The organism is Herbaspirillum sp. 1130 (genome assembly GCF_017833835.1).
Taxonomy (GTDB): Bacteria; Pseudomonadota; Gammaproteobacteria; order Burkholderiales; family Burkholderiaceae_D; genus Herbaspirillum; species Herbaspirillum huttiense.
Map to the genome: position 1 here is coordinate 1,332,673 of NZ_JAFICQ010000001.1, position 14,306 is coordinate 1,346,978.

At 65.1% G+C, this 14,306-nt stretch carries 11 protein-coding genes; all 11 read left to right on the forward strand.

The genetic code is table 11. The features are described from left to right. Position 1 precedes the first annotated feature (1 nt). The 11 genes from JOD78_RS05815 to nirB all read left to right on the forward strand — a co-directional run bounded on the left by JOD78_RS05815 (position 2) and on the right by nirB (position 14,296). Positions 2–2,170: a glycosyl transferase family protein gene (locus tag JOD78_RS05815; protein WP_209566850.1), complete on the forward strand. Its 2,169-nt coding sequence runs from the start codon at positions 2–4 to the stop codon at positions 2,168–2,170. Between the two features lie 33 nt (positions 2,171–2,203). Next, entirely contained in the window at positions 2,204–4,783 is a 2,580-nt protein-coding gene (locus JOD78_RS05820) for a tetratricopeptide repeat protein (RefSeq protein WP_209566852.1), read from the forward strand. Between the two features lie 34 nt (positions 4,784–4,817). After that, the gene (locus tag JOD78_RS05825; protein WP_209567633.1) at positions 4,818–5,681 is read left to right on the forward strand and encodes a hypothetical protein; all 864 of its coding nucleotides are present in this window, start codon (positions 4,818–4,820) and stop codon (positions 5,679–5,681) included. Between the two features lie 51 nt (positions 5,682–5,732). Further along, positions 5,733–6,782, forward strand: coding sequence for a hypothetical protein (locus tag JOD78_RS05830; protein ID WP_227022671.1), 1,050 nt, complete (start codon positions 5,733–5,735; stop codon positions 6,780–6,782). Between the two features lie 125 nt (positions 6,783–6,907). Beyond that, on the forward strand, positions 6,908–7,462 hold the full coding sequence (locus JOD78_RS05835; protein WP_134135938.1) for a YbhB/YbcL family Raf kinase inhibitor-like protein: 555 nt from the start codon (positions 6,908–6,910) through the stop codon (positions 7,460–7,462). Between the two features lie 7 nt (positions 7,463–7,469). Next, on the forward strand, positions 7,470–8,291 hold the full coding sequence (locus JOD78_RS05840; protein WP_039785463.1) for a helix-turn-helix transcriptional regulator: 822 nt from the start codon (positions 7,470–7,472) through the stop codon (positions 8,289–8,291). 198 nt (positions 8,292–8,489) lie between these two features. Next, positions 8,490–8,870 carry a hypothetical protein gene (locus tag JOD78_RS05845; protein ID WP_209566853.1) on the forward strand — a complete coding sequence of 127 codons (381 nt, stop codon included), beginning with the start codon at positions 8,490–8,492 and terminating at the stop codon, positions 8,868–8,870. Positions 8,871–9,165: 295 nt separating this feature from the next. Beyond that, positions 9,166–9,657, forward strand: a complete 492-nt coding sequence (locus tag JOD78_RS05850) for an MgtC/SapB family protein (RefSeq protein ID WP_039785458.1) — start codon at positions 9,166–9,168, stop codon at positions 9,655–9,657. A gap of 13 nt (positions 9,658–9,670) precedes the next feature. Continuing rightward, on the forward strand, positions 9,671–9,988 hold the full coding sequence (locus JOD78_RS05855) for a YnfA family protein (RefSeq protein ID WP_039785457.1): 318 nt from the start codon (positions 9,671–9,673) through the stop codon (positions 9,986–9,988). A 415-nt stretch (positions 9,989–10,403) separates the two neighbouring features. Continuing rightward, the gene (locus JOD78_RS05860; RefSeq protein ID WP_121041806.1) at positions 10,404–11,711 is read left to right on the forward strand and encodes an MFS transporter; all 1,308 of its coding nucleotides are present in this window, start codon (positions 10,404–10,406) and stop codon (positions 11,709–11,711) included. 11 nt (positions 11,712–11,722) lie between these two features. Beyond that, positions 11,723–14,296 (forward strand): nitrite reductase large subunit NirB, encoded by a 2,574-nt coding sequence (gene nirB / locus JOD78_RS05865; protein WP_209566856.1) that lies wholly within the window; start codon positions 11,723–11,725, stop codon positions 14,294–14,296. Positions 14,297–14,306: the final 10 nt, after the last annotated feature.

Genomic DNA, 14,306 nt, shown 5'->3' on the forward strand with positions numbered 1-14,306 from the left:
CATGTTCACCACAGCCAATGCCACGGCCCAGCTCAACTTCCTGTTCGCCAACTACTACGCGGCACTGGAAATTGCGGCGGCCGTGGTGGCCCTGCTGATCCTGCTGTCGGCGCTGGACGACCTGTTCTTCGACCTCTGGTACTGGTCGCGCCGCCTGTGGCGCCGGTTCACCATCGAGCGCGTGCGCACGCCATTGACGGTGGAGCAGCTGCGGCAGCGCGATGAGCAGCCCATCGCCATCATGGTGCCGGCCTGGATGGAAGCGGACGTCATCGCGCAGATGATCGAGGACATGGTGGCCGTGCTGGACTATCGGCGTTACCACATCTTCGTCGGCACCTACGTCAACGACCGCGAGACCATCGACGAAGTGGAGCGCATGCGGGTGCGCTACAAGCAGCTGCACCGGGTGGAAGTGCCGCATGCCGGTCCGACCTGCAAGGCCGATTGCCTGAACTGGGTGGTCAAGACCATCTTTGCCAGCGAAGCCGGACTGGGCATGCAGTTCGCCGGTGTGGTCCTGCACGACAGCGAAGACGTGCTGCATCCGATGGAGCTGAAATTCTTCAACTACCTGCTGCCACGCAAGGACATGATCCAGCTGCCGGTAGCCTCGCTGGAGCGCGAATGGTTTGAACTGGTGGCCGGTACCTACATGGACGAATTCGCCGAAAGCCATGCCAAGGACATGATGGTGCGCGAAAGCGTGGCCGGACTGGTACCCTCGGCGGGGGTCGGCACCAGCTTCTCGCGCAAGGCGCTGCACGGACTGATGCAGGCCTCCGATGGCGAGCCCTTCAACGTGTCCAGCCTGACCGAGGATTACGAGGTCGGCACCAAACTCTCGCAGATGGGCATGCAGACCATCTTTGCGCGCTTCCCCGTGAAGTTCAAGGTGCGCCGCAAACCCTGGTTCTTCGGCAAGCGCGAGCAGGTGGCCGAGAGCACGCTGGAAATGCCGCTGGCGGTGCGCGAATATTTCCCCGACACCTTCACCCAGGCCTATCGCCAGAAGGCGCGCTGGGTCATCGGCATCGGCCTGCAGAGCTGGGAGCAGATGGAATGGCGCGGTTCGCTGGCGGCACGCTATCTGCTGCTGCACGACCGCAAGGGCGTTGTCACGGCCTTCGTCAGCATGCTGGGTTATGTACTGGCCTTGCAGTTCATCCTGTTTTCGGCGGCCACCACTTTCCAGTGGTGGGACGTGTTCTACCCTCCCCTGCTGGCCGGTGACGGCTGGTGGCGCACCGTGCTCACGCTCAATGCTTTGGCGATGCTCAATCGTGCCGTGCACCGTTTCTATTTCACCACCGAGCTGTACGGCTGGCGTCACGGCCTGATGGCCCTGCCGCGCATGGTGGTGGCCAACTTCGTCAACTTCATGGCCGTGGCGCGCGCGTGGCGGCTGTTCCTGCTGTACCTGTTCGCGGGCCGCGCACTGGCCTGGGACAAGACCATGCACGACTTCCCCACGGATGGCATCGCCAGCCGCGTGCGCCTGCGTCTGGGTGACCTGCTGCGGACCTGGCAGGCAGTCGACGAGGCCACGCTGTCGATGGCGCTGGAGGAACAGCGCCGCACGCAATTGCCGCTGGGGACCGTCATGGTCAGCCATGGCTGGCTGGATGAAGAAACCCTGGCCGAAGCACTGGCCTATCAAGAAGGCCTGCCGCGCGTGAGCCTCACGCGGGAACGCGTGCAACGCCATGCGGGCGAACTGCCGGTGGAAATCTGCGCCCGCCTGCGCACGCTCTACCTCGGCCCCGGCAAGGAAGGCCGGCCCGACCAGGGCATGGCGCGGGTGGCCGTGGCCAGTGCGCTGACCGATGCCGCGCGGGCCGAGCTGGAAGCGGTCCTGGGCCGCGCGCCCTTCGCCATGGTGGCGCGCGAGTCCGAGATCGCCGCCGGCTTGCGCCTGCTGCGCGGGCAGGACAATGCCTTCGACCCGGCCCGCACCGAAGCCCGCGTCCCGCTGCTGGGCGACCTGCTGATCGCCAGCGGCCTGCTGTCGCGCCCGGTCTTCGATGCCGCCATGCAGCGCTATCGACCCGACCTGCATGGCCGCATCGGCGACTACCTGGTCAATGAAGCCGTGATCTCGCGCGAGGCCATCGAAGAGGCGGTACGGCGCCAGCGCGACTGGCTGGCACAAGGCGGCCAGCCTGCGTGAGCACCGCCCTCATCACCACAACAAGAAGACACGATGAAGAACAAGACCTTGTCCCTGCTGCTCCTGCTGCTGGTCAGCGGTGCTGCTGCCGCCACCGGAACCGCGCTGGCACAAACTGCGGTGGTGGAACTGCCGCTGTCCGGCCCGGCCTATCGCCTGGCGCAGCAGGCCTATGCCTCGGCGGCGCGCGGTGCGTTCGGGCAGGCGCAGGCGCAACTGCAGGAAGCGATACGCCTGCGCCCGGATTCCATGGCCTTGCGCCGCCAATTGCGCGAACTGCGCCAACAGCAGCGCGGCGGAATGAGCGCCGGGCGTGGCACGGCGCGCGACCCCGGCTATGCCGCCGCAGCAGCGGCCTATCGCGCCTACGATGGCAAGCGCTACGACCAGGCCGTCACGCTGGCACGCCAGGCCGTGGCGGCCGCCCCGCACAATACTGCCTACTGGCTGCTGCTGGGCAATGCCCTGATCGAGACCCATGACTACGACCGCGCCAGCGAAGTACTGGCCCAAGGCGCGGACAAGGTCACGGACCAGCGCCCGCTGCTGCGCCGCCAGCTGGAACTGCAACGCGAACGCGCCGCCATGGCTGCGGCCGAAGTCTTCCGCGCACAAAGCGGCAACCAAGCCGAGGCCGAGCTGGACGCTGCACGCCGGGCCGTGGCACTGGCACCGCAGGAAATGGAATATCGCCTGATGCTGGTGATAGCCCTGCTGCACAACGAGCAGATCGCGCAGGCCGAGCGCTCCGCCGACGAAGCCCACGCCATGGACGAACGCCAGCCCGGCCCGCTGCTGCTGCGCGCCTATGCCCGCGTGCGTCTGGGCCAGGCCGATGCCGCCCGCGCCGACTTCGCACAGGCACGCCGGTTGGCAACCAGCGACAGCAGCGCCGCTGAACAACTGGATGCAGGGATTCTGCAGGCCGATGCCGAACTGGCCATGCAACAACCGCAGGCGGCACTGGATGTGCTGAACGATCTTGATCCCGACACGCTCGCCCCCGCAATCGATGCACGCCAAGCTGCGCGCTTGCGCCTGACGCGCCAGCAGGCCACCCAGACACTGGGACGCTATCGGCTGGCGGCGCTCGGTGCCGAACAGCGCAACCCGTCCATATCGTCCCGCCAACTCCCCGTGCCAGCACTGGATTGCAGCCGCGATGGTGCAGAAAACGTCAATCCCTGCCACGTGACGTTTGGCGCGCAAGCGCGCGATGCCGGCTTCGATGCCGCCACACGCGGCTACCAGGCGATGCAGCAGCAACAGTACGCACAGGCGGCGCAAGCAGCTAACGAGGCCGTAGCCCTGTCACCGCAGAATGCCGAATACCGCCTGCTGCTGATCGATGCCTTGCAGGCTGGTGGACAGGATCAGCAAGCCGAGCAGGCCATCAGCGCCACCCTGCAGGCACAGGGTGCAGATGGCCCCTTGCTGGCAAGGCGCGCTGCCTTGCGCGCACAACTGGGAGATAGCGCGGGTGCCCGCGCCGATGGTGAGGCGGCCTTGGCGCAAGGCGGCTTGCCGGTCGAGACCGAGATCGCGCTGCTGGCCCGCACCGGTCATCCACGCGAAGCGCGTGAACGCTTCCTCGCCGCGCGCGATGGCGGCGCGCTGGATGGACTGGATGATCTCCAACTGGCCTACCTGGCGTCCCAGGCGGGGGACGCCCCCGCTGCCCGGGACGCCTTCCGTCGTGCCGATGCAGGCGGCACCCTGCCCGCCCGCGCACTTTCTGATGCGGGGTATGCCGCCATCGATGCCGGTGACGATGACGCCGCGCTGGGCTGGTTCAAGCGCAGCGTCGACCGTGCCGACGATGGCAGTCTGCAGCAGACGCCGCAGCAGCGCTTCGATACCCGTCGCAGCATCGCCACCATCGATCGCAGCGGCGGCTTCATCGCCTCGCTCACGCACAACGGCGGCGGCCCCAGCGCCGGCAATGGCGGACGTCCCGGTGCCTCCGCCACCGACAGCACCCTGCAGGCCGGAGCAGAAGCCTACTGGCGGCCCTTCGGCTATCAGGGCGGCCGTCCGGTCGAACTGTTCGCACGCGTATTCCAGACCCTGCAGGACCAGTCCGGCGGTGCGACTGGCACGCAGACTGCGCAAGCCACCGTAGGCGCGCGCTGGAAGCCGCTGGCCAGCCAGAACCTGGTGCTGTCGCTGGGACGGCTGATCCCGCTGGGAAGCCAGTCCGCCGCCGACTGGCTGGTGCAACTGGCCTATTCCGATGGCATCGGTACCGACCTGCGAGTGGATCGCCCTGACTGGTGGACCACGCAATGGTATGGCGAGGTCGGCCGCTACCTGCGCAATCCGCAGACCTATGGTCTGGCCTCGGTCCAGACCGGACGCAGTTTCCGGCTCGACAGCGTGAGCGATCAGCTGGTGCTGTTCCCGCATCTGAGCCTGAACGCCGACTTCAATTCGCTCAATACCCATCGCACCGCCATCGGCATGGGTCCGGGGGTGAACCTGCGTTATTGGTTCCGGGGCGATCGCTATCATGCACCGCGCTCCTATGTGGACCTGTCGCTGCAGTATCGCTGGCGCATCGGCGGCGATGAACGGGCGCAGGGATTCTTCGTCAGCACCACGCTGTCCTACTGAGTCCTCGTGAACCGCAGGTCCTCCCATGAAGTACATGCCACCGGCACCCTTGCCCTCCCCGCTGCGCCGTAGCGCCCTGCTGGCCGCTGCCTCGGCGTGGCTGCTGGCCGCCTGCGCCGGCTGTGACCTGCGCGCGCAAGCGCAGGGCGAGATCGAGGGCATCGTCTGGCAGCCCGACAATGCCACCGTCGAACCACGCGGCCAGTGGCAAAAACTGGGAGCGCGAACCCTGCTGGTGCAATGGAGCGCAGTCGATGGCCAGGCCTTTGTTGCAGGCAGTGATTTGCCGACCGTGCCACGCCTGCCCGACTGGCAGCGCATTGCGCGCGAACCATGGGCACAGGAGGTAATCCTCGGACTGGCCGGCCGCTTCGATGAAGCTGCGGCCCGCGCCGACCTGCCGCAACTGATCGCGCAATCCGCCAAGCTGGCAAGATTGTCCACGCCGCTCAAGGTCAGCGGCTGGTACTTCCCGGTGGAGATCGATCCGACCTGGACCGAGGCTGCTCAACTGGGCCAGCTGCTCGGCCAGTTGCCACGACCGCTATGGATCAGCGTCTACGACAGTGCCAATGTGGGGCCGGAAGCACTGGCCGCCGGCTTGCTGAGCTGGCTGCCGCCGGATGTCGGCGTGTTCTTCCAGGATGGCGTCGGCGTCTATGCCCGCGAGCCGCAGGTGGCGCTGCACTACGTGCAGGTGCTGTCGCAGCGGCTGGGGCCGGCGCGGGTGCGGATCATCGCCGAGGCCTTTCGCCCGCAACCCGGAGGCGGATTTCGCAGTGCCACCGTGGAGGAGCTGACGCCGCAATTGCAGCACTATCGCGGGTATCGGGTCTGGCTCTTCGACGGACCGCATTACGTGAACGATGCGCTGGTAGAGGCGCTGCGTCCACGCTGAAACCGAGCGCGCCTCTCGTTACATCCCGTTACGTTTGTGAAGCATCTTCCCATGGTGCAGCCAGGCCGAGGCGGCCATCATCCCGCCCTGGCCTCATCAGGCGCGCATTTCCGGCCGCGCCATTGCTCTTCCATGGACATCGTCTACCTGCACAGCCCCATCACCTATTCCATCGCACGGCAATTGCAGCGCGAGGGAGAAGTGCGCGCGCCGCTGGTGGTCTGCGGACGTGGCATGCAATGGGAGGGTCCCTACGTCAGCGTCATCGACGACGGCATCTGGGATCCGGCACGCACCGTGGCGTTTCTGGAGGGGATGGTGGCGGCCCTGCCTGCCACCTTCACGCCCTTGCGCATCTTCGTGCCGCACACCGGCTTCCTGCTGGGCAAGCTGCTCAAGCTGGCGGCAGCGGTGCAGACCGTGTGTTACCTGGAAGAAGGCAACACCTCCTGCAATCCCCTGCTGGCCGCACCGGCGCAAAATGCCGCCGTCGATGCCACCACACTGCTGCACATGCTGCAAGCCAAACCCATGCTGATGCAGCGCCTGGGCCTCACACCGCAAGCCGTCCTGCAGGTCAATGCGATGCCCGCCATCTGGTTCGATGCGCAGAGCCCGAAATATGGCGGCGCCTACCGGGTCTCGCCGCAAGCCTTTGCGGGCCTGCCGCAGGTGCGCACGATCAGCCTCGAACCTCAGGGCGGACTGCGCGAGACGGAGCGCCACTGGCTGTGCTTCCTGCCCAACATCATCAACATGGTGGCGCGCTGCGGCCAGCACAGCGAAGAGGCCCAGCGCAACCTGCATGGCCTGATGAGTTCGCTGCGCACCATGCAGGCGCTGGTGGCCAGCCAGCATGCGCGGCTGGTCATGAAATTCCACCCGGTCGACGAGGCCAATCTCAATCCGCAGTTCAAGCAGCAGTTCTACAGCTTCGGCCTCAGCTACGCCAGCTTCGCGGCCCAGCAAGCCATCGACGCGCAGCTGGAACCGGCGCTGTTCGATTTCACCCGCTTCATCGTGATCAATGAATCGGCGGCCAGCCGCTATGTCGAACTGTTCCAGGGACTGGACTTCCTGATTTCGCTGAACCTGTTCTGACAACGCGGCACGCAGCACTCTGGGCGCGTTGACGCTTTCTGCACCGAGGCTGACGTTTTCTGCACCATGTCGCCGCTGCCAGCCCTCTACCATGGGCGCTCCTCAACCTTGACCGGAGCGCATTCATGTCCTTTTTCCGCTTTTCCGTGGCCACGCTGGCCCTGACGTTTTCTGCACTGTCGGCCCACGCTGCCGATTTCACCGTGACCAGCCGCGACATCCAGAATGGCAAGGCGCTGTCGAACGCGGAAGTCTTCAACGGCTTCGGCTGCAGCGGCCTGAACCGCTCGCCGCAGCTGTCCTGGTCCAACGCCCCGGCCGGCACCAAGAGCTTCGCCGTGACCGTGTATGACCCGGATGCCCCGACCGGCAGCGGCTGGTGGCACTGGACCGTGTTCAACCTGCCGGCCTCCACCACCAGCCTGCCGACCGGCATCGATGCCCAGGGCCGCGGCCTGCCCGCTGGTGCCATCCAGGGCCGTACCGATTTCGGCAGCAGCGGCTACGGTGGTGCCTGCCCGCCAGCGGGTGACAAGCCGCACCGCTATCAATTCGTCATTTGGGCACTGAACACCGAAAAATTGCCACTGGATGCGCAAGCCAGCGGTGCTATGCTCGGCTTCTTCCTCAACGGCGCGGCCCTCGGCCAGGCCCGCTTGACCGCCACCTACGGACGCTGATTCCCGCATGCAAAGTGACATCGCCATCCTGCCCTTCGCCCATGGCACCCGCCCCACGCTGACACGCATCCGCGCCCGGCACGAACAGCAGTTGCGCCAGGTCTTCATCGGCCTGGCCAGCATCTGCCACGTCCGCCAGGGCAAGAAGCGCATGCAATGGGGCCATCGCCATCTGCTGTGCGGGCAGGATGTGCTGGTGCTCATCGCCGCCGGTACCCAGGTCAATGTCGCCAACCTGCCCAAGGGCGGCGAATATGCGGCCGACATGGTGTCCCTGCCGCCGGCACTGATCGAGCGCTTTCGCCTGCACTATCCCGGCCAGGGCGTACAGGCGCGCGATGCCAGCGCGGTCAGCAGCGTGGCGCAGGATGCCGACATCCTGCGCGCCTGGCGCCATCTGCAGGACTGCATCCGCGAAGAAGCCGCCAGCGAACTGCAATGCCAGGCAGCCGAAGGCCTGCTGCTGGCCCTGAGCCTGCGCGGCGCCATCGGCGGCCTGCTGCGTGAACGTGGCGACGCCATCAGCCATCACATCGAACAGCACCTGCTGATGCTGGCCCCGGAAGAACGCAGCCTGGAACGCGTGGCCGAGGCTTTTCACTGCAGCGTGTCGACCCTGCGGCGGCGGCTGGCGCGCGAGCAGACCGGCTTCCGCGAATTGCTGGACAAGGTGCAGCTGGGACTGGCGCTGGACCAGTTGCAGGCCTCGTCCTTGCCCATCGCCGACATTGCCTCGGCCTGCGGCTATGACTCGCCCTCGCGCTTTGCGATGCGCTTTCGGCAGCATTACGGGATCAGCCCCAGCGAGTTGCGACAGACCCTGCCCTGAGGTCAAAGCCTCCCGAACCTTACCCCCAAACGGCGCGTTGACCTGCGTGGCTCAACAACAAGCGCCGTCATCCCGGTACGAAAGCACCGACACGCGATTGAAACAGCGTCCGACTGCCCGCATTCGGCGCAGGACCTAGTATGGCTCCAACGGCTCGCGATGGCGGGACGCCCCCCACAACAACCTTAGGAGATCTCCATGTCCAAACCGACCCTGAAATTCCTCGGCACTGCCCTGGTAGTGGCTGCCTTCAGCACCGGCGCCTTCGCACAGAATGCCGGCGGTGCCAGCGGTGGTGCAGCCGGTTCCGGCGCGGCTGGCTCGGGCGCAGCAGGTGCCACCGGCGCACAGACCACGCCCAACAACAGCGCCACTGAGTCGGGCGGCTCCTCTTCCGGCAAGAGCATGCGCAGTCACAACAAGTCGGACAAGTCGATGGACAAGTCGATGAAGAGCGGCAGCCAGAATTCCCGCTCGGGCAACAACGCCAATACCACTGACTCGAAGAACGGCCCGCTGGGCACCTCGCCGGGCGGCAATGGCGGCGGCACCGGTGGCGCCGGCGGCTCGGGCTCCTGATCGCTTGCGCAGCAATGCGCAGATGACTCAGATACTCTGATGACCTTTTTCAGCTTTTGTTGTCTCCGTAGTTCCTGTTGTTTCGTTGTGTAGTTGTTTCTGTTGTCTCCGTAGTTTCCTGTTGTTTGATGCTTGAGCGCAGCATGGCGAAGTCTTCATGCCTCCCGCCATGCATGATTTGCCCCGTCGAAGCTGACGGGGCTTTTTTATGGCTGCAGCCAGCAGTCGTTCGACGGTGAAAACGCGCGTGGCGGGAGGGTACAATGTCGCCTTCGCTCACTGCCCGCGCCTGTCCATGACCGATCATCTGGAAATTTTTTACCGGCTCCTGTTCGCCATGCTCATCGGCTGCGTCATCGGCATCGACCGCAACCTGCGCGGCAAGCCGACCGGCATGAAGACCCTGGGCCTGGTGGCGCTGGGATCGGCATTGGTCACGATGGCCGCCATGGACTTCTCGCTGGAGTCCGATGTGCATAGCCGCGATGCGGTCAGCCGTGCCATCCAGGGTGTCATCACCGGCATTGGTTTCCTTGGCGCGGGCGTGATCATCCATGAACAGCGCAGCGAGAAGGTACGCGGCCTGACCACGGCGGCATCGATCTGGGTGACCGCTGCCGTGGGCATCGTCTGCGGTGCCGGCTGGTGGCGCGTGGCGCTGATGGCGACGGGTCTGATCCTGACCTTGTTCGTCGTAGGCCGTCCGCTGGAACACTTCCTGCACCGCCGATGGCTGCGCAAGACCGACGACGAACGCGCCGACATCAGCGCGCGCGAAGAAGATTGAACGCCTCGCGCGCATGAAAACCGTTTTCCTCTATCTCTGCACCGCACTGGCCGAAATCGTCGGCTGCTATCTTCCTTACCTCTGGCTCAAGCAGGATCGCAGCGCCTGGCTGTTGCTGCCGGCCGCCGCCAGCCTGGCCCTGTTCGCCTGGCTGCTGACCTTGCATGAAGCCGCGTCCGGACGCGTCTATGCGGCCTATGGCGGGGTCTATATCGCCGTGGCCATGCTCTGGCTCTGGGCCGTAGATGGCGTGCGCCCTTCCGCCTGGGATTGTGCCGGGGTGGCCGTGGCGCTGGCAGGCATGGCGCTGATTGCCTTCCAGCCGCGATAAGCACGATTCTTTCCGGTCCCGTGCAGACGGGCTATCCCTGCGGCAACAAACACGTCACCGGCTTCATCTTTTCGGGCCCGCACGCTCACGCACTGTCACGATGCACTGCACCACGAACGCGCAGACTGCACTCGAATACATCATGCAATGATATATATCGGTGATCGGGCCCCGCGCCACTATTGCGCTTCATTTCCGCCTTCCTCTCCACAAAACCGCGCCCGTGCTGCCTCCGTGCCAAATCCCTGCGGCTGGCACGGCCTTTGCTCAATGTCCATCAGGATCAAGGACGATCCACCACTTTGATGCCGATCTAACGATGGATCTGCAATGCATACGGACAATGGCGTCCGCTTGAAACGAGGCAAGGCCTCGGATTCGAGCGGGCGCCTTTTTGTTTTTACGGGACCCCGACATGAGCAAATCCAATCGTATCGCGCTGTTCTCCCTGGGCACGCCCCAGATGCGCGCCTTCCACCTCACCTGGATGGCCTTCTTCGTCTGCTTCTTCGCCTGGTTCGCCTGCGCGCCGCTGATGCCGGTCATCAAGGGGGAATTCCACCTCACCCCTGGCCAGATCGCCAACATCAACATCGCCGCCGTGGCCGTGACCATCCTGGTGCGCCTCATCATCGGCCCCATGTGCGACCGCTTCGGTCCGCGCAAGGCCTATACCGGGCTGCTGCTGGCCGGTGCCGTGCCGGTCATCGGCGTGGCCTTCGCGCAGAGCTACGAGAGCTTCCTGTTCTTCCGTCTGCTCATCGGTGCCGTCGGTGCCAGCTTCGTCATCACCCAGTACCACACCTCGGTCATGTTCGCCCCCAACGTGGTCGGCACGGCCAATGCGGCCACGGCCGGCTGGGGCAATGCGGGCGGCGGCGTGGCGCAGGGCGTGATGCCCCTGCTGATGGCCGCCATGCTGATGCTGGGCGTCTCGCAAGGCTGGGGCTGGCGTGCGGCGCTGCTGGTGCCGGGCGTGCTGATGCTGGTGATGGCCGCGCTCTACTGGCGCTTTACCCAGGACTGCCCGGAAGGCAACTATGACGAACTGCGCGCCGCCGGCGTGACCATCGAAAGCGGCAAGCGCGGCGGCTGGGCCAGCTTCCGTGCAGCGGCCGCCAACTATCGCGTTTGGATGCTCTTCATCACCTACGGTGCCTGCTTCGGCGTGGAAATCTTCATCCACAACATCGCCGCCATCTACTACGTGGACCACTTCCAGCTCTCGCTGGAGTCGGCCGGTATCGCTGCTGCCAGCTTCGGCCTGCTGGCGCTGTTTGCCCGCGCCCTGGGCGGCTACATCTCGGACAAGGTGGCCCTGCGTGGCGGCCTGAACCGCCGCGCCACCCTGCTCTTCGTGATGATGCTGGGCGAAGGCCTGGGCCTGCTGTGGTTCGCCCATGCCGGCAGCGTGGTGGCCGCCGTCATCGCCATGCTGTGCTTCGGCCTGTTCACCCACATGGCCTGCGGCGCGACCTATGCGCTGGTGCCCTTCATCGACCGCAAGGCACTCGGCGGCGTGGCCGGCATCATCGGTGCCGGTGGCAACGTCGGTGCAGTGGCCGCGGGCTTCCTGATGAAGGGCCTGGGCAACACCCAGCAGACGCTGTCGATGCTGGGCGTGCTGGTGACCATTTCGGCACTGTGCGCAGTGGCCATCCGTTTCACCGCGTCGGACAAGAGCGGCGATGCCGCCCTGGCCGACAGCAAAGTTGCAGCCTGAGGAGAGCACCCATGAACATCATCGTCATCGGCCACGGCATGGTCGGCCACAAATTCCTGGAATGCCTGGCCGAGAGCGGCGCAGGCGACCTCAAGGTCACCATCCTCTGTGAAGAACCGCGTCCGGCCTACGACCGCGTGCACCTCTCCGAATTCTTTGCAGGCAAGAGCGCGGAAGATCTGTCGCTGGTGGCACCCGGTTTCTTCGACGCCGGCCGCAGCCCGGTGCAGTTCGATCTCAAACTGAACGCCAAGGCGCGGCACATCGACCTGGAACGCAAGCAGGTGGTGGTCAACGTGGCCGGCGCAGAAGAGACCTTGTCCTATGACAAACTGGTACTGGCCACCGGCTCCTATCCCTTCGTGCCGACGGTGGCGGGCAACCAGCGCAAGGATTGCTTCGTCTATCGCACCATCGAAGACCTGGAAGCGATGCTGGAATGCGGCAGCCGTTCGAAGAGCGGCGTGGTCATCGGCGGCGGCCTGCTGGGCCTGGAATGCGCCAAGGCCCTGCGTGACCTGAAGCTGGAAACCCACGTGGTCGAATTCGCGCCGCGCCTGATGGCGGTGCAGGTCGATGAAAGCGGTGGCCGCATCCTGCGCCAGAAGATCGAAGAACTGGGCGTGACCGCCCATACGCAAAAGAACACGGTCGAGATCGTCGATGGCAAGCAGCACACCCATCGCATGAATTTCGAAGATGGCTCGCACCTGGAAACCGACATGATCGTCTTCTCCGCCGGCATTCGTCCGCGTGACGAACTGGCTCGCCAGGCGGGCCTGAAGGTGGGAGACCGTGGTGGCATCGTCATCGACAACAGCTGCCTGACATCGGACGCGGCCGTCTACGCCATCGGCGAATGCGCGCTGTGGAACGGCAAGATCTTTGGTCTGGTCGCCCCCGGCTACGACATGGCCCGCACTGCGGCCAAGCACCTGCTCTCGCACCGCGATGACGCCATCGAAGTGCCGGCCTTCAACGGTGCCGACATGAGCACCAAGTTGAAGCTCATGGGCGTGGACGTAGCCAGCATCGGCGATGCGCACGGCAAGGAAGCCGGCAGCCGCTCCTACCAGTTCACCGACGAACGCAAGCAGATCTACAAGAAGATCGTGGTCTCCGAATCGGGCAAGCATCTGCTGGGCGCAGTGATGGTCGGTGATGCCGCCGAATACGGCACCCTGCTGCAAATGATGCTCAACAAGATCGAGCTGCCGGAGTCGCCGGAATTCCTGATCCTGCCGCAATCGGACGGCAAGGCAAAACCGGGTCTGGGCGTGGATGCCCTGCCGGAATCGGCGCAGATCTGCTCCTGCAACAATGTCTCCAAGGGCCAGCTGTGTGCAGCGGTCGCCTCGGGTGTCACGACGATTGGCGACCTGAAGGCTTGCACCAAGGCCGGCACCGCCTGCGGCGGCTGCGTGCCGCTGGTCACGCAGGTGATGAAGGCGGAGATGAAAAAGCAGGGTCTGGCCGTCAACAACCATGTCTGCGAACACTTCCCCTACTCCCGCCAGGAAATCCACCACCTGGTGCGCGTGGGCCAGATCAGGAGTTTCGATGAACTGCTGGCCAAGCATGGCAAGGGTCTGGGCTGCGATGTCTGCAAGCCGATGGTGGCCAATGTGCTGGCCTCGCTGTGGAACGACTTCGTGCTCAAGAAGGAACACGCCGGCCTGCAGGATTCCAACGACTATTTCCTCGGCAACATCCAGAAGGATGGCACCTACTCGGTAGTGCCGCGCATGGCCGGTGGCGAAGTCACGCCCGACGGCCTGATCGCGGTCGGCCAGATCGCCAAGAAATACGGCCTCTACACCAAGATCACCGGCGGCCAGCGCGTGGACCTGTTCGGTGCCCGCGTGGACCAGTTGCCGGACATCTGGGAAGAACTGATCGCCGCCGGTTTCGAGACCGGCCATGCTTACGGCAAGTCCCTGCGCACCGTGAAATCCTGCGTCGGCTCGACCTGGTGCCGTTACGGCGTGGGCGACAGCGTGGGCTTCGCCGTGCGCCTGGAAAACCGCTACAAGGGCCTGCGTTCGCCGCACAAGATCAAGTTCGGCGTCTCCGGCTGCACCCGCGAATGTGCCGAGGCGCAGGGCAAGGACGTGGGCATCATCGCCACCGACAAGGGCTGGAACCTGTACGTCTGCGGCAATGGCGGCATGAAGCCGCGCCATGCCGAGCTGATCGCCTCCGACCTCGATGAAGAAACCCTGACCCGCTACGTCGACCGTTTCCTGATGTTCTACGTGCGCACGGCCGACCGCCTGCAACGCACCAGCACCTGGCGCGAGAATCTGGAAGGCGGACTGGACTACCTCAAGAGCGTGGTCATCGATGACAAGCTGGGCATCGCCGCCGAGCTGGAAACCGAGATGCAGCGCGTGGTCGACACCTACCAGTGCGAATGGAAGAAGGCCGTCACCGATCCGGAAACGCGCAAGCGCTTCCGTCACTTCGTCAACAGCAAGGCGGCTGACGGCAACATCAAGTTCGTCGAGGAACGCGGGCAGATCCGTCCGGCCACGGTGGCCGAGAAGAAGCTGCTCGATATTCCGGTCGTCGTCGAGACCGTGTGAACATCAGGAA